Genomic DNA, 15,945 nt, shown 5'->3' with positions numbered 1-15,945 from the left:
GGATGAGCCAGATCTCAAATCCCCGGCAAATCCGGCAACAATAAATTCACCTACAGGCGGTAAAACCCCGACTGGCTGGATCCACGACCCATTCCGCCAGTCTCGCAGAGCGAGGAACCGTGTCGCGCAGCATCGAGCATGCCCATATCGTCCGTCATGACGACGGCACCGCCAGCGGTGTCTGGGGCATCTATACGCTGCAGAGCGCTTTCCAGCCGATCTTCGCCTTCGGCAACGGCAAATTGTCCGTCACCGGATTCGAGGGGCTGATCCGGCCGTTCCGCGACGGCGAGCCGCAGTCGCCGGTGAGCTTTTTCAACACCTGTCCGACGGTCGACCGCCTGCATATCGAGGCGCTGACAAGGACGCTGCATCTTTTGAACGCCGGCGCTTGCCTGCCGCAAGAGGCATCCATCTTCATCAACTTCGATCCGTCGGTGTTCACCGACCGCAGCATCGCCGACAAGGCGCTGCGCGACATGCGGCTGGTACTGCATGAGGCTGAGATCGATGCGAACCGCGTTGTCTGCGAGGTGACCGAGCAAAAATCGGCCTCGCAGGAAACGCTCTACAATTTCGTCGAGGCACTCAGGGCCAACGGGTTTCGCATAGCTGTCGACGACTACGGCGCCGACGAGTCCGATATCAACCGCATCAAGGAGCTCAGGCCGGACATCGTCAAATTCGATGCCCGCTGGGTCATGCAGCTGATGGAGTCCGGCGCCGGTTTCGCACTGCTGACCGCCATGGTGGCAAGTTTCGAACAGCAAGGCATCCGCACCGTGTTCGAGGGCATAGAGGAGGGCTGGCAGCTTGAACTGGCCGAGAAATCGGGAGCCTCGATGGTGCAGGGATTCGCGCTGGCGCGCCCCGAGCTTGCACCGACCAGCTTTCACGCCTTCGGCAAGGACAGGCAGATGCCGGTGACAGTGCCAGATGCCGGCGAGGCGCCTGCGACTGTCTCGCCTTCGCCGCGGCCGAAACGGGCTTTCGGGCGCAAGGCGGTGCCATGACCGGGCGGCCGGACAGGCGGCGCAATGTCGGCGAAGCAATCTTTACCGATGAGGTCGGTATCGAATACGGCGTCTATGGCGCGTTCCGGTTGAGAAGCGCCTATCAGCCGATTTTTGCCCCGCGCGGCAGGTTTTTGAAGGCCGTCGCGGTCGAGGGCCTGATCGAGCCGCACCGCGCCGGCAGGTCGGTCGCGCCGCGCGTATTTTTCGAGGGCGTCCCCGTGGCGGATCGCCTGTTCGTCGAGACGATGTGCCGGGTGCTGCATCTCCGGAACTTCCGCAACATCGGCGTCGATGGGCTCGACCTGTTCTTCAACTACAATCCGCTGATCAACGATGACCCCGGGCGAGCGCTGGCTGAGATCAGGCTGATGACCAGGCATCTCGCCGAGTTCGATCTCTACCCCGGCATGCTGGTCTGCGAAATCACCGAACAGGCCGCCGACGACAAGGTGCTCGTCAGCCTGGCGCGCGAGATGCGGCGTGACGGCATCCGCATCGCCATCGACGATTTCGGCACCGGGCATTCGACGGAAGAACGGGTCGCGCTTGTCCAGCCCGACATCGTCAAGATCGACGGCACCTGGTTCGCGGAATTCTGCCGCCATGCCGCCGCCGAGCGGTTTTTCCGGCCGTTGGTCTCTGCGCTGCACGACCGCGGCACCAAGGTGCTGGTCGAAGGCATCGAGCAATCCACGCATCTGCGCGTCGCGCTGGACGGCGGCGTCGATCTTTTTCAGGGCTTTTACCTTGCCCGGCCGGCGCTGGCCGGCACGCTGTTCGACGAGGAACCGCTATCGATCGACAGGCTGCTTGGCAGGGACAACAACGTCGTGCCTCTGTTTGGGTGATCTATCAGCGGCGCTGATGGTTGCGCCAAAACAAATCACTGGATGAAGTCGTTGCTGCCGGGATAGAGCCTTGAGACCGGACTCAGGCCCCCAAGGGCTGTCGTTGCACGAGCCAGCGGAGCGCCAATGACCATACTCTACGGAATGATCGACAGCGGCAATTGCTACAAGCCGCGCCTGTTGATGGCCAAGCTGGGCATGGCCTTCACCAATGTCGAGGTGAGTTCGCATACCGGCGACACGCGCAAGCCGGACTATGTCGCCAAGAACCCAAACGCAATGGTGCCGCTGCTCGAACTCGACGACGGCAGGCGGCTTGCCGAATCCAACGCCATCCTGCTCTATCTCGCCGAGGGCACTCGGTACCTGCCGGCCGACAAATACGAGCGGGCACTGGCCTATCAATGGCTGTTCTTCGAGCAGTACAGCCACGAACCCTATATCGCGGTGCGCAAGGCGCTGCTGACCTTTCCCGAACGGGCCAAGGATGCGACGCCGGAACGGCTGGCGGTGACGCTGGAGCGCGGCAACAAGGCGCTCGGCGTGATGAACAAGCATCTGGCGGGCAGTGCGTTCTTTGCCGGTGAGGCATTGAGCGTCGCCGACGTCGCGCTCTATGCCTATACGCATACGGCCGAGATGGGCGGTTTTCAGCTCGATGCCTATCCGGCGGTGGCGGCCTGGCTGAAACGGGTCGAGGTCGATCCGGGGCACGTGCCGATGGAATGGCTGCCTTAGTTCTGTCCTCACGCTCGTCGCCGCTTCGCGGCTCGCTCCGGACGGGGCGCTAGCGCACCCCGAAAATCGGAAATAATTTTCGGTAAGGATTGTGCGCAAGATCAAAGTGCTACGCGTCCTTTGCGCGTCCAAAAGGACGCGCGGCGCTGTAGCCGGCGCGACGCCCAGTCGGGCTTGCGGCCTTCGGCTGTGGCGCGTATTTCGGATTGGGTGATGAGGCGTAGCCGTGTGATTCAGAAGGGGCGGGTCCGGCCGGCGCGATGGTCAGCCAAGGCCTGCTCGGCAAGTTTATCCAGCCTGCCGGCCTTGGCGTCGGTTTCGATCTGCCGATCCCATATGTCCGCTTGCAGCGCCTCGAACCAGGCGGCAAACGCCTTCAACTCCTCAGGGCTCAGTTCGGCAACGGATTTTTCGATCTGTTCGAGCTTGCTCATCGGCTAAAAATACCATGATTGATACAGGCCAAGGTAGCTGTTTCATCCGGAATTCGGACAGCAAAAAGGCGGGACATAATCCCGCCTTCCCATGCTTGGTAGCCTGATCGGGAGCGTTTGGTCCGGGCCGACAGCAATCTGCTGCTTCGGCTTGTCGGTGTCTTTCCGCTCCGGTGCGCTTCTCGCGCGACCGTCAGTACATCCGTGACTTGCCGCGCGCCCCGAGCTGTCGCCCGGCGCGCGCCATTCGCAAAATCAGGCTGCCTTGCTCAGAGACCCAGCGGACGACTTGCCAGTGCGGCGGTCCTGCTCGATCTCGAAGTTGATCTTCTGGCCTTCGACCAGGGTCGACAGCCCAGCGCGCTCGACTGCAGAGATGTGGACGAAAACGTCCGCGCCGCCGCTGTCAGGCTGGATGAAGCCGAAACCCTTGGTGGAGTTAAACCACTTGACCGTACCTGTTGCCATTTCGATAGTCCTTATACGTTTGCTTTAGCTTGACCGAACCGAAGTCCAGCCGGTTTGTATCGAGATTTTGGGGATAGACGTCAGCAAACGCGAATATCGCGAGGCCCGGATCGATCGGCCGAAATATCAATGGACCTCATATAGTCTGCTTCTCCGCAAAAAACAAGACTGCGCGAAAAAGGCGCTGATGCGGCGCTGCCCAACGGCCGCCCCAATCGCGTGAAAGCCTTGCAAAGTCGCGTGTTGCGGAGGGTTGCACCGCTTATCGCGCGTTGCGGGGAAGATCGCGCCGCCTTCGAGCGCCCGGTCCTGTTTGGGGAGAGGACCATGAAAACTGTTCTGCTTGCCGCCTGCCTGACGCTGGTGGCCGCCGAGGCGCAGGCGATCTCGCGCTACGACCCGAGCCGCATGAGTTGCGGTACGGTGCGGGCGACGATCGCGCGTGAAGGCGCGGTCATCCTGCGTTACCAGTCGACGCGCACGCCGGGGCTGCCGCTCTACGACCGCTATGTGCGAAGCCAGCGTTTCTGCAACACGGGGGAGGTCAGGGCACGCGCCTCGGTGCCGAGCGCCGATACCAGGTCCTGCATCGTCTACAAATGCAAGCGCGTGGAAACAGACCGGCATTTCCGCCGGCGCATCTTTCCGAACTAGCTACGTCGGGGCCTCAGTATCCAAACGAGACCTGTGCAGGCGGCGGCGGCCCGACGCGCACGCCTTCCATCGCCAGCATTTTTTCCTTGGTGGTCGAGCCGCCGGGTGCAGAAAAACCGCCGATCTTGCCGCCGGCGGCAAGAATGCGGTGGCAAGGGATGACCAGCGGCACCGGGTTGGCGCCGAGTGCGGCGCCCGTCTCACGCGCGAGCCCTGCATGCCCGGCGCGCTTGGCCAGTTCGCCATAGGTGGTGGTCTCGCCGAAGGCGAGCTTTCGCGCCGCGTCGTAGATGGCGAGGCGGAAATCGTCGACGCCGGTGAGATCGACCGGCACACCGGAGAAATCGACGTCCTTGCCGGCTGCATAGGCCTGTATCGACAGAATCAGCTCGCTAATCCATTGCGGTTGGGCGCTCGGAGCGGCACTGCCGGCATGTCGCAAAAGCCGGCGTTCCACGGCGTCGCGGTTGCGCTGGGGCAGGCAGAGCCGGGTCAATCCGGCCTCGCTCCAGGCGATGCCCATGAAGCCGATCACGGTTTCGAAGACCGTGTGGCCGGCGACGGCTTGAGAGGTGCTTTCCATGATGTGCTCCTTTCCGCAGAAACGGATGGGAATCCAGTACATATCGAGAACGAGATATCGCATTTTCAGGGATCTGTTGCCACCCGAAAACCATTCGAGGTCCCAACTGGCTGCGGATTGCCGGGGCAAAGGCGCTGGTGTAAGGACTTTCTTAACAGACGAACCGGACCCGAGCGCGGCTTGCCAGCAAAAATCATCTTTCCCGCGATCGGCGTGATGCTCGCTGCGGCCGGTCTCAGCGGCTGCACTTCGACCTCGCAGACGAAGGCCGTGCCTTCCCTGACTGAAACCACCCCCGCAGGCGCTGATGCCGGCTTTACGCTGGCGCTGCCCGACACGGTTTCGGTGCTGCCCGAATCGTCCGGCATCGCGCCTGTCCAGACGGCGGCGCTGGCTGTCGACCCCACCGCGATGCCTGCCCAGCCGTCCGCCTTTGCCGGCCCGACTCCGCTGGCCGCAACTGCACCTGCAGCCATGACGGCCGATGCCGCGCCAGCCGGCGCAGCACCTGTCTATGCGACGGCCGCTGTCGCCATGCCGGTCACCGGCGAGACAGGCAAGACGATGCCCGGCGTTCAGCAGGCCGCCTATGTCGTGCCTGAGAATCCGTCCGCCCTGCTTTCGACCAGCCCTGCCAAGGAGTATTCGGCGGGCCCGCGCGGCGAGATCGAGCGGCTGATCGAGAAATATGCCGTCCTCTATGAGGTGCCGGTCGATCTGGTGCGCCGTGTCGTCAGGCGCGAGAGCACCTTCAATCCCAAGGCTTACAATCGCGGCCATTGGGGGCTGATGCAGATCAAGCATGCGACGGCGCGCGGCATGGGCTATGACGGGCCGGCGAGCGGGCTGTTCGACGCCGAGACCAATCTGAAATATGCGGTGAAATATCTGCGCGGCGCCTGGCTGGTGGCCGGCGGCAACGCCAAGCGCGCCGATCGGCTCTACCAGAGCGGCTATTATTACGACGCCAAGCGCAAGGGCATGCTGGGAGAAACCGGCCTAGGCCGCGATCGCGCTCGGCGTCGCCTGCAGCCCGATGCCTGAACACATGCCTGAGCAGCGCCCGCCGGCGCCGAACGACATAAGGCTGCGCAAGATCCTCGACGACAAGCTTGCCCCGCCGCGCTGGCCGGAAGGTTTTGTCATGCGCGGCTTCGAGGCCGCCGACGCGCTCGCTTTGCATGCGCTGCTGACCACCGTGTTCGACGATGGCGCCGATGGGCCGTTCGAGGAATGGTGGCCGCGCATTTCAAGCGACGCGGAATTCGACCCTGCCTTGTGTTTCCTGGTTATCGACAACAAGGGTCGGCTGGCAGGCGCGGCACTGTGCTGGACGGGGGCGTTCGTCAAAGACCTTGCCGTCCACCCCGAGGCGCGCGGCCGAGGCATCGCCGAAGCGCTGATGTGGCACGTCTTCGCCGCCTTCCGCGCACGAGGCGCTGCGCATGTCGATCTCAAAACCAGCACGGTGGAGAACGCCGCCGCCATCAGGCTCTACGAGCGGCTGGGGATGTTCGAAGTCGATTGGGCGGGGTGAGGGGCGGTCGACGAAGCCAATCAGCGAGCGAGCGGCCGAGGGGCATTGTGTGGAAAGGAAGTGTCCACCAAGGCGGCAGGCTGCATCTTGCCGGCAACCGCTCGGGCGTTAAGCTGCGATCCTGCGGCTTTCGTGCCGCGGGCGGGGTCTCGACCGAAACCGGAGAAACACGATGCGGCTTTTGCTTTCCAAAACGGGTTTGGCCAAAACGGGTCTGGTGATCCTCGCCATCCCGCTTCTTGCGGGCGTTGCGCACGCCGACGATTGCGCCAACGCGCAGGGCCAGGCGACCATGAACGAATGCGCCGGCAAGTCGTTCACCGAAGCCGACAAGAAGCTCAACCACGCCTACAGACAGATCGAGGGCCGGCTGCAGGAAGATACGGCGACGAAGAAGCTGCTGGTGGGTGCGCAGCGCGCCTGGGTCGCCTTCCGCGATGCCGAATGCGCTTTCCAGGGCGGCCCGACCGATATGGCAGGCAGCATGTATCCGATGGTTATCGCCGGCTGCAAGGAGAGCCTCACCAACATCAGGCTGAAGGATTTTCAGGGCTATCTCAACCGCCAGGAGGGCGACACGAGCTGCCCGGTGCCGCCGCAGTAGCCTCTGTCCCTGGCGAAGGCCGAGCCGTTAAGGCCTCATCGCTGGGCCAGGCGTGCAAAATGTCGGAACTCTGCTTCGCAATGCGTCCTTGAGAGGCAAGGTGCGCGTAGGGCGCGCCGCCACAAGCACGGCTGATGGAGATGACGATGATCACCTTTCCCAACGAATCCGCTGAATATCGCGCCGCCCGCGAAACGCTGCTGCAAAAGGAAATCGAGCTGCGCCGCGCCATGGAGGATGTGGCCGTCGCCCGCCGTGCACTACCGCCGGGCGGGCTGGTGCCACAGGATTATGTGTTCGACGGGCTTGGCGCCGACGGCAAGCCGGCCCGCATAAAACTGTCGGAGTTGTTTTCGTCCGGCAAAGACACGCTGATCGTCTACTCGATGATGTTTCCGCGCCACCCGCAGGAGACGCGCGACGTGGCAACAAGCGGCGGCACGGCCAAGCTCGCGCGGGCCGACCAGCCATGCCCGTCCTGCACGGCGCTGCTCGACCAGTTCGACGGTGCCATCGGCCATCTCGAGGCGGCCGGCTTCAATTTCGCGGTGGTGGGCAAGACCGCGCTCGAAAACCTGATCACGCTTGGCCGCGATCGCGGCTGGACGAACATGCGGCTGGTCTCCTCGGCCGGCAACAGCTTCAAGCGCGACTACCACGCCGAGGCCGACGACGGCGCGCAACTTCCGATGCTGTCGGTGTTCCATCGCGACGCCGATGGCATCCGGCATTTCTGGAGTTCGGAGCTTGGCTTCGCGCCGTCCGAACCCGGCCAGGATCCGCGCGCCGTCGGCACCTGCGAGAACCTGTGGAACCTGATGGATTTCACGCCGGAGGGCCGGCCGGACTGGAACGAACAGCTGCAGTATGCCGGCGCGTGCTGCCACTGACCTGGCAGCCAAGCACATTTTCGGCGCCGAGCGGGGTGTTGGCGGGATTGCTGACACCTCATTCCAGTCCCCGTCGCGCAACTTCGCCGCTTGTGTCGCGTTGAACTCTCCGAGGATCACAAACCCGGAGATTTCCTGTGAAAACGCATCTCACGCTTGCCATGGTCGCTTTGCTGGCCGGCGCGCCGGCGGCCTTCGCCCAATCCGCCACGCCGGCCGATATACCTGCTGTCGGCCAAACCAAGATCGAGACCGAGACCTTCACCAAAATGGTCCCCAGCGCCAACCGGTTCGAGATTGAAAGCAGCAAGCTGGCCGAACAAAAGAATGTCGCCGCCGATGTGAAGGATTTCGCCTCGCTGATGATTAGGGATCACACCAAGGCTGCCGAGGATTTCAAGGCAGCTCTCGAACAGAGCCAGACCACGGCCTCGGTGACAGCGAGCGGCCCCGCTTTGTTGTCGAAGGATCAGGCGATGCTGGACGAGCTCAAGAAGCTCGACGGCGATGCTTTCCAGGCGAAATACATCGTCCTGCAGACGCAGGTGCACAAGCAGGCGTTGGCGCTGCTTTCCACCTATGCGCAGTCGGGCGAAGACCCGGCGCTGAAGGAATTCGCCAAGAAGACACTACCGACGCTGCGGATGCACGAAGAGCGCCTAAAGGATCTGGTGGCCGCCCACAGCTAATGCATGTCGCCCAAAAGCATGCCCTCGGGCCTGACCCAGGCCCTGACCCGGGCCTGACCCGAGGGTGCGCAGCGGTTTTGGGATAACGACATGCATAAAAACAAGAACGTAAAGCGCGTCGCGCCGCGCTTTACGTTGGCGCTCTCAGGTGTTTTTGATCTGCTCGACCGCCGTCGCCAGCAGGTCGTCCATGACGCCGCGAATCTGAACATCCGACTGGGCGACGCCCGCCGCGTTGAAATCGGCGCGTATCTTGCGCAACACGTCGTCGTCCCCGGCCTCTTCGAAGTCCGCGCGCACCACCTCTTTCGCATAGGCGTCGGCGTCCTCACCTGACTTGCCGAGCTTTTCGGCGGCCCATAGGCCGAGCAGCTTGTTACGGCGCGCCATGGCCCTGAACTTCGTGTCCTCGTCCATCGCAAACTTCTTTTCGAAGCCTTCCTGACGGTCTCTCATACTGCTCATAATTTGCCTCGTTCAGGTGTGAGTCTCCGACCTTCATCCGATGGAGAAGAAGAGCGGCGGGTGGCGCCCGAACATGGCGCGCATAGATGTCATAAGCAAGACCGGACCGTTCATTCCAGTGATTGATCGGGCCGGTGATTGATCGGGCAGCGTCTGGGCGAACGGCACATGGCGGCCGTCGCGGAAGGCCTTCGCACCGATGTGATTTGACGTTGCCGCGCCGTGACCTACTCTCGAACACTGACGGCATGAGCCGAGGAGACGAGCGATGCAGTCACCTTTCAACGGGATTCGGAGCGTCGCGCTGACAGCGGCAGTGATGCTTGCTGCCGCCACCGCAGCCTATGCACATCACGGCTGGTCGTGGACCCAGGACGGGTTCTTCGAACTCCGGGGCAGGATCACGGCCATCTACATCGGCAATCCGCATGCCACGCTGGATGTCGACGCAGAGGGCGAGGTCTGGCGGGTGGATTTGGCGCCGCCGTCCCGGACGATCGCCGCCGGCTTCACCGAGGAGGTCGCCAAAGTCGGCGACGAGGTGACCGCGATCGGCCACCGCTCGCGCGACGAGACCGAGAAGTGGATGAAAGCATCTCGCATCATCGTCAATGGCAAGACTTATGATGTTTATCCCGACCGCGTGCCGCCGGCCTGAATGGACTGGTACCTCGCCGGCATCGAGCAACTCGCCTTGGTGCGGGCACTGAAGGCCTCCTTCGTCGCCTATCCCATAGTCAACGCGCTGCACATCATGTCGATCGGCGCGCTGCTGACCAGCGTCTGGCTGATGGACCTCAGGATCCTCGGCGCCTTCCGTTCGCTGCCCTACGCGGAGTTCATTGCGCTGCTGCGCCGCACTGCATTTGCCGCGTTCGCCGGCGCGCTTGTCACGGGCTCGCTGCTCTTTTCAGTCAGGGCGAGCGAGTACGCGGCGATGCCGATTTTCCTCACCAAGATGACACTTATCCTTCTCGCCGGCGCCAACTTCTTCGTCTTCATGCGCCGCGCAAAAGGCGGTGACGAGCCGGCCGGCGGGACCGTCACAATCCTGGCGGTGCTGTCGATGGCTCTGTGGACGTCGGTGCTGTTCGCCGGACGATTTATTGGGTTTCTCAACTGAGGTGAGCGTCGGCTCGGTTCGATTGCCCTGGACGGATCAGGGTGCTGTAGAAATCGCAGCGTTGGCGGGACAGCACCCCCCTCTGGCCTGCCGGCCATCTCCGCCACAAGGAGGGAGATTGGCTAGTCGCCTCAGGCAAAATACTCCTGCAGCGGCCTAACCTCCAGGCTCCCCGCCCTCAGCGCCGCAATAGCCTCAGCCACCGCAGCCGCACCCGACAGCGTCGTGTAATACGGCACTTTCTGCATCAGCGTGGCGCGGCGCAGCGACTTTGAGTCCGACACCGCCTTCTGGCCGTCCGTTGTGTTGAAGACGATCTGCACCTGGCGGTTGCGGATGGCGTCCTCGATGTGCGGGCGGCCTTCCAGCACCTTGTTTATTTTCTCGGCGACGACGCCGTTCTCGGCGAGGAAGCGCGCGGTGCCTGAGGTGGCCATTACCTTAAAACCCTGGCCGGCAAGGCGCTTGACCGCCGGCAAGATGCCCTTCTTGTCGTCGTCGCGCACCGAGACGAACAGCGTGCCGGAGCGCGGCAGGTCGACGCCGGCCCCTAACTGGCTCTTGGCGAAGGCCAGCGCGAAGTCGCGGTCGAGGCCCATGACCTCGCCGGTCGAGCGCATTTCCGGGCCGAGCAATATGTCGACGCCGGGGAAGCGGGCGAAGGGGAACACTGCTTCCTTGACCGCGATGTGGCCGGGATTTCTGGGGTCGGGCATGGCGCCATAGTGGGCGAAGGCGTCTTCGAGGGTCTCGCCGGCCATGATGCGGGCGGCAATTTTCGCAATGGGACGGCCGATGGTCTTGGCGACGAAGGGCACGGTGCGCGACGCCCGCGGATTGACCTCCAGCACATAGACGGTGCCGTCCTTGATCGCATATTGCACGTTCATCAGCCCGCCGACATTGAGCGCGCGGGCGAGCGCCGCCGTCTGGCGCTCCAACTCGTCGACGAGGTCGGAAGGCAGGGCGTGCACCGGCAGCGAGCAGGCACTGTCGCCCGAATGGATGCCGGCCTCCTCGATATGTTCCAGGATGCCGGAGACGAAGGTCGACTTGCCGTCGCACAGGCAGTCGACATCGACCTCGATGGCGCCCGAGAGATAAGTGTCGAACAGCAGCGGGTTCTTGCCCAGGAGCGTGTTGATCTGGCCTGTTTTGTCGTTGGGGTATTTCTGCTTGATGTCCTCCGGCACCAGGCCGGGCACGGTGTCGAGCAGGTAGGTCTGCAGCATGCTTTCGTCGTGGATGATCTGCATGGCGCGGCCGCCGAGCACATAGGACGGGCGCACCACCAGCGGGAAGCCGAGCTCGCCGGCGACGAGGCGGGCCTGCTCGACCGAATAGGCGATGCCGTTCTTTGGCTGGCTGAGGCCGAGCTTGTGCAGCAGCTTCTGGAAACGGTCGCGGTCTTCGGCGAGATCGATCATGTCGGGCGAAGTGCCGAGGATCGGGATGCCGGCCTTCTCCAGCGCATCCGCCAGCTTCAGCGGCGTCTGGCCGCCGAACTGGACGATGACGCCGACCAACTCGCCCGACGCCTGTTCGGCGCGCAGGATCTCCAGCACGTCCTCCGGCGTCAGCGGCTCGAAATAGAGCCGGTCCGACGTGTCGTAGTCAGTCGAGACGGTCTCCGGATTGCAGTTGACCATGATCGCCTCGAACCCGGCATCGCGCAGCGCGAAGGCCGCGTGGCAGCAGCAATAGTCGAACTCGATGCCCTGGCCGATGCGGTTCGGGCCGCCGCCGAGGATGACAACCTTCTTGCGCGACGAGACCTGCGCCTCGTTGGCGAGCGCGCCGGCGAAAGGCGTCTCATAGGTCGAATACATGTAGGCGGTGGGCGAGGCGAACTCGGCGGCACAGGTGTCGATGCGCTTGTAAACCGGATGAACGTCGAGCTCTTCGCGTATCCTTTGTACATCTTCGACGTCTTTCCGGACCAGCGACGCGAGGCGGGCATCGGAGAAACCCATCGCCTTCAGCATGCGCAGATTGGCGGCGTCCTCGGGAATGCCGTGCTCGCGGATGCGGTCTTCCATGGCCAGGATGCCGGCGATCTGCTCGAGGAACCACGGGTCGATCTTGCACATGGCGTGGACGTCTTCGAGCGAGGTGCCCATGCGGATGGCCTGCGCCACCATGCGCAGCCGGTCGGGCGTCGGCGTGCCCAGCGCGGCGCGGATGGCGTTGCGGTCGTCGGCGTGGCTGGCTGCGCCGTGCGCGATGCCGGGGATCTCGATCTCGTCCAGACCGGTCAGGCCGGTTTCAAGCCCACGCAGCGCCTTCTGCAGCGATTCCTGAAAAGTGCGGCCGATGGCCATGACCTCGCCGACCGACTTCATCGCCGTGGTCAGCACCGGCTCGGCGCCGGGGAATTTCTCGAAGGCAAAGCGCGGGATTTTTGTGACGACGTAATCGATCGACGGCTCGAACGAGGCGGGCGTGGCGCCGCCGGTGATATCGTTCTCCAACTCGTCCAGCGTGTAGCCGACGGCGAGCTTGGCCGCGATCTTGGCGATCGGAAAGCCGGTCGCCTTGGATGCCAGTGCCGACGAGCGGGAGACGCGCGGGTTCATCTCGATCACCACCAGGCGGCCGTCGGCCGGGTTGACGGCGAACTGAACGTTGGAACCGCCGGTCTCGACGCCGATCTCGCGCAGCACCGCGATCGAGGCGTTGCGCATCATCTGATATTCTTTGTCGGTCAAGGTCAGGGCAGGGGCGACGGTGATCGAATCGCCGGTGTGCACGCCCATCGGGTCGATGTTCTCGATCGAGCAGATGATGATGCAGTTGTCGGCCTTGTCGCGGACGACCTCCATCTCGTACTCCTTCCAGCCGAGCACGCTTTCCTCGATCAGCACTTCGGTGGTCGGCGAGGCGTCGAGGCCGGACTGGACGATCTCGTAGAATTCGGCGCGGTTGTAGGCGATGCCGCCGCCGGTGCCGCCCATGGTGAAGGACGGGCGGATGATGGCGGGAAGGCCGACATGGTCGAGCGCCTGTGCGGCGATCGCCATGCCGTGGCTGATGTAGCGCTGCTTGCGGTCGCCCTCGCCGAGGTTCCAGCGCGTTTCGAGCGCGTCGAGCGCGGCGTCGAGGTTTTCGGGCTTCTCGGCCTTCAGCGCGGCGCGTTCGGCCTCGTGCGTCTTGCGGTCGGCGTTCTTGACGTCGGTGGCGTTGGCCAGCATCGACTTCGGCGTTTCCAGGCCGATCTTCTTCATCGCCTCGCGAAACAAAGCGCGGTCCTCGGCCTTGTCTATTGCCGTGGCGTCGGCGCCGATCATCTCGACATTGTAGCGCTCGAGAACGCCCATGCGGCGCAGCGACAGTGCGGTGTTGAGCGCGGTCTGGCCGCCCATGGTCGGCAGCAGCGCGTCCGGCCGCTCCTTGGCGATGATCTTGGCCACCACTTCGGGCGTGATCGGCTCGATATAGGTGGCGTCGGCCAATTCCGGGTCGGTCATGATGGTGGCCGGGTTGGAATTGACCAGGATGACGCGAAAACCCTCTTGCTTGAGCGCCTTGCAGGCCTGGGTGCCGGAATAGTCGAACTCGCAGGCCTGACCGATGACGATGGGGCCGGCCCCGATGATCAGAATCGACTTGATGTCGGTGCGTCTTGGCATATCGAGGGTCCGTTCGGCAGGCGGCTTGCACGAAAAACCGGACGGGAAGACCCGGCCGGTTGTGCTCGCGATTCTGGTATCAGGCTAGGAGGGCCTTATAGGGAAGAGTTTTGCCTGATGTAACCCCCTAAAATGCGAGTAGGGCAGTAGGGCAGTAGGGCAGTGGTTCGAGCGCCTTTTAAACATATTGCCCTACTGCCCTACTGCCTTATTCCCCTTAGCCACTCATCCCCCAGCGCCAGGTCGTCGGTAATCTCGAAGCGTTCGGAAACGCCGACACGGATCAGGTTCAGGCTGCCCTCGCGGGTGTAGCGGAATTCGCCTGATGCATTCGAACCGGCGGGCCGACCGGCCTGGAAGCTGATGACGCGCGTGCCGCCATCGGGCCAGGTCACGGTCACCTCGGCCTTGTCGCCGGTGTGGACAACGCCCGCCTTGCAGCTGGTCATCGGCTGGCCGACATAGCGCGCGCAAGGAATCTCGTTGCGGGCACCCAGCGCCGGCGCGGGCCGCCCCGGCGGCTGCAGCCGCGCAACGGTTTGTGCGTTGGCCGGAGCCGCTGCATTGGCGGCGCGATTTTGGCTCGCTTTCGCCGCCGCGGCCGTCTGCATCTCCTCGATCGAAGGATTTCCGCTGGTAGCGAGCGCCAGGCGGTAAGCGTCCTCGATGGCGGCCCTGCCGATTGCCTCAGCGGCTGTCATTGTGGTTTCGGGATCGGTAGCGCCCAGGCGCGCTGTCAGGTCGGGCAGCGGCTGGTCTGCGGTTGCCGGGTTCGCGGCCTCGGCTGCAGAGGCGGTGCCTTCGCCGGTCGGATCAGTATCCGCATCCGAAACGGCCACCGGATTCTCAGGGTTCAGGTAGCGCGCAGGAGCCCATCCGGTCAGTTGCGGGTTGTCGATTTCTGCAACCTTGCACCAGCGGTGGCCATTGACGTCGTTGCAGCCGAGATTGTTCACGCTCGTACCATTCGGCAGCCGAGCCTTGATCTTGCCTATCGCCGACGCCGTGGCGCGGACGTTCAGGAGATCGCCTGGAGCGAGGTCGGTCACGATGGACACGACGGGCGCCTCCTCGGCCCTGGCCGGCAGCAGCGCCGTTAGCAGGAGAGGGGCAGTGAGCGCGTACAGTGTCGTTCGGAGCGTAACTGTGCGCCTCATTATGTTGGCCGTGGCGATAGATTCATTACCGAAGGCGCGGCCAGGTACGAAACGCCACCGCTGGCCAAGTCGATTTTATAAGCGACGACGTGGCGCTATGTAAGCCCGAAAATGCGGCTGCGACGTCAACGTGTTCAGTGTGCGGCATGAGCAAGCTCAGCGTGCGGCATGAACGCGTTTCCGCGTTCAGCCGGACATGAACGCGTTGCGTTCAGCCGGACATAAATCCGGTGCGCAGCGCGTAGGCCCATTCCGGCCGCCCCGCCTGTTCGGCTTGCCGCGCCGCCGCCTCGTGATCATAGTCGACGGCAATGGCCTCGAAACGGTCGGGGCGGCCCGGCTCACCCAGGTCGACGATGCCGTAGCGCGCATGTGGGGAGCCTTGCTCGGAGACATGCGCCGGCGGTGTCGAATCGCCATAAGCGGGACAGCCGATGCTGCCCGGATTGAAGACGACCGGGCCGCCTGGGATTCGGATCAGCTCGCTGCGGTGACTGTGACCGCACAGCACGATGCGGCAAGCCGGATCGAGCGCGGCCAGCCGTCGCTTGATGGCGGCCAGTGGTGCTCGCACCAGCCGGCCATCTTCTATCGTATCGGTCAGATATTTTTCGTCGTGGTCGGGCCGGGCATGGAAGGCGGTCACGTCAGGCGCGATCTCCAGCGTGAGAGGCAAGGCGAACAGCGCCTCGCGCTGCGCCGATGTCAGCCGCTCCTGCGCGTAGCGGTCGGACGGCCACATGGCTTCATCGGCGGCGTCGCGGGCGACGCGGCGGTCGTGATTGCCGCGCACCGTCGGCAAGGCGAGCGCTTCAAGCCGCTCCATGGTTTCGCGCGGCCAGAGCGGGCCGGAGACGCAATCGCCGAGATTGACGATGAGGTCAGCACTGCCGCGCTGGCTGAGATCGTCGAGCACGGCGTCCAGGGCGACGATGTTGCCGTGAATATCGGCGAGGACGGCAATGCGCATGGGAAGCTCCGTAGGGTCGACGAATGACTGGTCGGGAAGGGCGGGCCTGGCAGACTTTGGTTCCTCTCCCCCTGTTACACCAGGGCTACCGCAGCTGGAAAGCCGAGGCTTTCGCTCTACGATGTACCCCACCCCTAACC

At 63.8% G+C, this 15,945-nt stretch carries 18 protein-coding genes; 11 read left to right on the top strand and 7 right to left on the bottom strand.

Annotation, left to right across the window (positions count from 1 at the left end; genetic code table 11):
• The first annotated feature begins 119 nt into the window (after positions 1-119).
• The 3 genes from AC0L14_RS18720 (at position 120) to AC0L14_RS18710 (ending at position 2,602) form a co-directional block, all read left to right on the top strand.
• On the top strand, positions 120-1,013 hold the full coding sequence (locus AC0L14_RS18720; protein ID WP_473750337.1) for an EAL domain-containing protein: 894 nt from the start codon (positions 120-122) through the stop codon (positions 1,011-1,013).
• Positions 1,010-1,864, top strand: a complete 855-nt coding sequence (locus tag AC0L14_RS18715; RefSeq protein ID WP_473750336.1) for an EAL domain-containing protein — start codon at positions 1,010-1,012, stop codon at positions 1,862-1,864. The genes AC0L14_RS18720 and AC0L14_RS18715 overlap by 4 nt, the downstream gene beginning before the upstream one ends.
• A 126-nt stretch (positions 1,865-1,990) precedes the next feature.
• Positions 1,991-2,602 carry a glutathione S-transferase family protein gene (locus AC0L14_RS18710; protein ID WP_473750334.1) on the top strand — a complete coding sequence of 204 codons (612 nt, stop codon included), beginning with the start codon at positions 1,991-1,993 and terminating at the stop codon, positions 2,600-2,602.
• A 233-nt stretch (positions 2,603-2,835) separates the two neighbouring features.
• Here the strand turns inward: AC0L14_RS18710 and AC0L14_RS18705 are convergent, their stop codons facing one another.
• Entirely contained in the window at positions 2,836-3,036 is a 201-nt protein-coding gene (locus AC0L14_RS18705; protein ID WP_473750332.1) for a hypothetical protein, read from the bottom strand.
• Positions 3,037-3,291: 255 nt separating this feature from the next.
• Positions 3,292-3,504 carry a cold-shock protein gene (locus AC0L14_RS18700; protein ID WP_023678332.1) on the bottom strand — a complete coding sequence of 71 codons (213 nt, stop codon included), beginning with the start codon at positions 3,502-3,504 and terminating at the stop codon, positions 3,292-3,294.
• Between the two features lie 327 nt (positions 3,505-3,831).
• Between AC0L14_RS18700 and AC0L14_RS18695 the strand changes: the two genes are divergently transcribed.
• Positions 3,832-4,158 carry a hypothetical protein gene (locus AC0L14_RS18695; protein WP_473750330.1) on the top strand — a complete coding sequence of 109 codons (327 nt, stop codon included), beginning with the start codon at positions 3,832-3,834 and terminating at the stop codon, positions 4,156-4,158.
• Between the two features lie 13 nt (positions 4,159-4,171).
• Here the strand turns inward: AC0L14_RS18695 and AC0L14_RS18690 are convergent, their stop codons facing one another.
• Positions 4,172-4,741: a methylated-DNA--[protein]-cysteine S-methyltransferase gene (locus AC0L14_RS18690; RefSeq protein ID WP_473750328.1), complete on the bottom strand. Its 570-nt coding sequence runs from the start codon at positions 4,739-4,741 to the stop codon at positions 4,172-4,174.
• Positions 4,742-4,921: 180 nt separating this feature from the next.
• Here AC0L14_RS18690 and AC0L14_RS18685 point away from each other — a divergent pair, with 180 nt between their 5' ends.
• From AC0L14_RS18685 to AC0L14_RS18665, 5 genes are all read left to right on the top strand, one after another.
• Complete coding sequence (locus AC0L14_RS18685) at positions 4,922-5,785, top strand: transglycosylase SLT domain-containing protein (protein ID WP_473750326.1); 864 nt, start codon at positions 4,922-4,924, stop codon at positions 5,783-5,785.
• 4 nt (positions 5,786-5,789) lie between these two features.
• Complete coding sequence (locus AC0L14_RS18680; protein WP_473750324.1) at positions 5,790-6,278, top strand: GNAT family N-acetyltransferase; 489 nt, start codon at positions 5,790-5,792, stop codon at positions 6,276-6,278.
• Between the two features lie 172 nt (positions 6,279-6,450).
• Positions 6,451-6,882 carry a lysozyme inhibitor LprI family protein gene (locus tag AC0L14_RS18675; protein ID WP_473750323.1) on the top strand — a complete coding sequence of 144 codons (432 nt, stop codon included), beginning with the start codon at positions 6,451-6,453 and terminating at the stop codon, positions 6,880-6,882.
• Between the two features lie 146 nt (positions 6,883-7,028).
• Positions 7,029-7,772, top strand: coding sequence for a DUF899 family protein (locus AC0L14_RS18670; RefSeq protein ID WP_473750322.1), 744 nt, complete (start codon positions 7,029-7,031; stop codon positions 7,770-7,772).
• A 137-nt stretch (positions 7,773-7,909) separates the two neighbouring features.
• Positions 7,910-8,461, top strand: a complete 552-nt coding sequence (locus tag AC0L14_RS18665; RefSeq protein WP_473750321.1) for a DUF4142 domain-containing protein — start codon at positions 7,910-7,912, stop codon at positions 8,459-8,461.
• A gap of 144 nt (positions 8,462-8,605) precedes the next feature.
• On the opposite strand, the gene AC0L14_RS18660 is transcribed toward AC0L14_RS18665, so the two are convergent.
• A complete protein-coding gene (locus AC0L14_RS18660) occupies positions 8,606-8,926 on the bottom strand; it encodes a DUF1476 domain-containing protein (protein ID WP_473750320.1) in 321 nt (106 codons plus the stop codon).
• 268 nt (positions 8,927-9,194) lie between these two features.
• Here AC0L14_RS18660 and AC0L14_RS18655 point away from each other — a divergent pair, with 268 nt between their 5' ends.
• Positions 9,195-9,584 (top strand): DUF6152 family protein, encoded by a 390-nt coding sequence (locus AC0L14_RS18655; protein ID WP_473750319.1) that lies wholly within the window; start codon positions 9,195-9,197, stop codon positions 9,582-9,584.
• Positions 9,585-10,049, top strand: coding sequence for a DUF6644 family protein (locus tag AC0L14_RS18650; RefSeq protein WP_473750318.1), 465 nt, complete (start codon positions 9,585-9,587; stop codon positions 10,047-10,049).
• A gap of 131 nt (positions 10,050-10,180) precedes the next feature.
• On the opposite strand, the gene carB is transcribed toward AC0L14_RS18650, so the two are convergent.
• The 3 genes from carB to AC0L14_RS18635 all read right to left on the bottom strand — a co-directional run bounded on the left by carB (position 10,181) and on the right by AC0L14_RS18635 (position 15,805).
• Positions 10,181-13,678: a carbamoyl-phosphate synthase large subunit gene (gene carB, locus AC0L14_RS18645; RefSeq protein ID WP_473750317.1), complete on the bottom strand. Its 3,498-nt coding sequence runs from the start codon at positions 13,676-13,678 to the stop codon at positions 10,181-10,183.
• Positions 13,679-13,878: 200 nt separating this feature from the next.
• A complete protein-coding gene (locus AC0L14_RS18640; protein WP_473489010.1) occupies positions 13,879-14,736 on the bottom strand; it encodes an SH3 domain-containing protein in 858 nt (285 codons plus the stop codon).
• A 310-nt stretch (positions 14,737-15,046) separates the two neighbouring features.
• A complete protein-coding gene (locus AC0L14_RS18635; protein WP_473527760.1) occupies positions 15,047-15,805 on the bottom strand; it encodes a metallophosphoesterase family protein in 759 nt (252 codons plus the stop codon).
• Positions 15,806-15,945 lie beyond the last annotated feature (140 nt).

Source organism: Mesorhizobium sp. WSM4841 (assembly GCF_055811515.1).
The sequence above is the reverse complement of the archived record's forward strand: the minus strand, read 5'-3'. Positions and strand labels throughout refer to the sequence as shown.

Coding starts and splice junctions, on each gene's coding strand:
- AC0L14_RS18670 (WP_473750322.1), top strand. CDS start 7,029: ATGATCACCTTTCCCAACGAATCCGCTGAATATCGCGCCGCCCGCGAA.
- AC0L14_RS18715 (WP_473750336.1), top strand. CDS start 1,010: ATGACCGGGCGGCCGGACAGGCGGCGCAATGTCGGCGAAGCAATCTTT.
- carB (WP_473750317.1), bottom strand. CDS start 13,678: ATGCCAAGACGCACCGACATCAAGTCGATTCTGATCATCGGGGCCGGC.
- AC0L14_RS18690 (WP_473750328.1), bottom strand. CDS start 4,741: ATGGAAAGCACCTCTCAAGCCGTCGCCGGCCACACGGTCTTCGAAACC.
- AC0L14_RS18655 (WP_473750319.1), top strand. CDS start 9,195: ATGCAGTCACCTTTCAACGGGATTCGGAGCGTCGCGCTGACAGCGGCA.
- AC0L14_RS18695 (WP_473750330.1), top strand. CDS start 3,832: ATGAAAACTGTTCTGCTTGCCGCCTGCCTGACGCTGGTGGCCGCCGAG.
- AC0L14_RS18700 (WP_023678332.1), bottom strand. CDS start 3,504: ATGGCAACAGGTACGGTCAAGTGGTTTAACTCCACCAAGGGTTTCGGC.
- AC0L14_RS18635 (WP_473527760.1), bottom strand. CDS start 15,805: ATGCGCATTGCCGTCCTCGCCGATATTCACGGCAACATCGTCGCCCTG.
- AC0L14_RS18660 (WP_473750320.1), bottom strand. CDS start 8,926: ATGAGCAGTATGAGAGACCGTCAGGAAGGCTTCGAAAAGAAGTTTGCG.
- AC0L14_RS18650 (WP_473750318.1), top strand. CDS start 9,585: ATGGACTGGTACCTCGCCGGCATCGAGCAACTCGCCTTGGTGCGGGCA.
- AC0L14_RS18705 (WP_473750332.1), bottom strand. CDS start 3,036: ATGAGCAAGCTCGAACAGATCGAAAAATCCGTTGCCGAACTGAGCCCT.
- AC0L14_RS18680 (WP_473750324.1), top strand. CDS start 5,790: ATGCCTGAGCAGCGCCCGCCGGCGCCGAACGACATAAGGCTGCGCAAG.
- AC0L14_RS18675 (WP_473750323.1), top strand. CDS start 6,451: ATGCGGCTTTTGCTTTCCAAAACGGGTTTGGCCAAAACGGGTCTGGTG.
- AC0L14_RS18710 (WP_473750334.1), top strand. CDS start 1,991: ATGACCATACTCTACGGAATGATCGACAGCGGCAATTGCTACAAGCCG.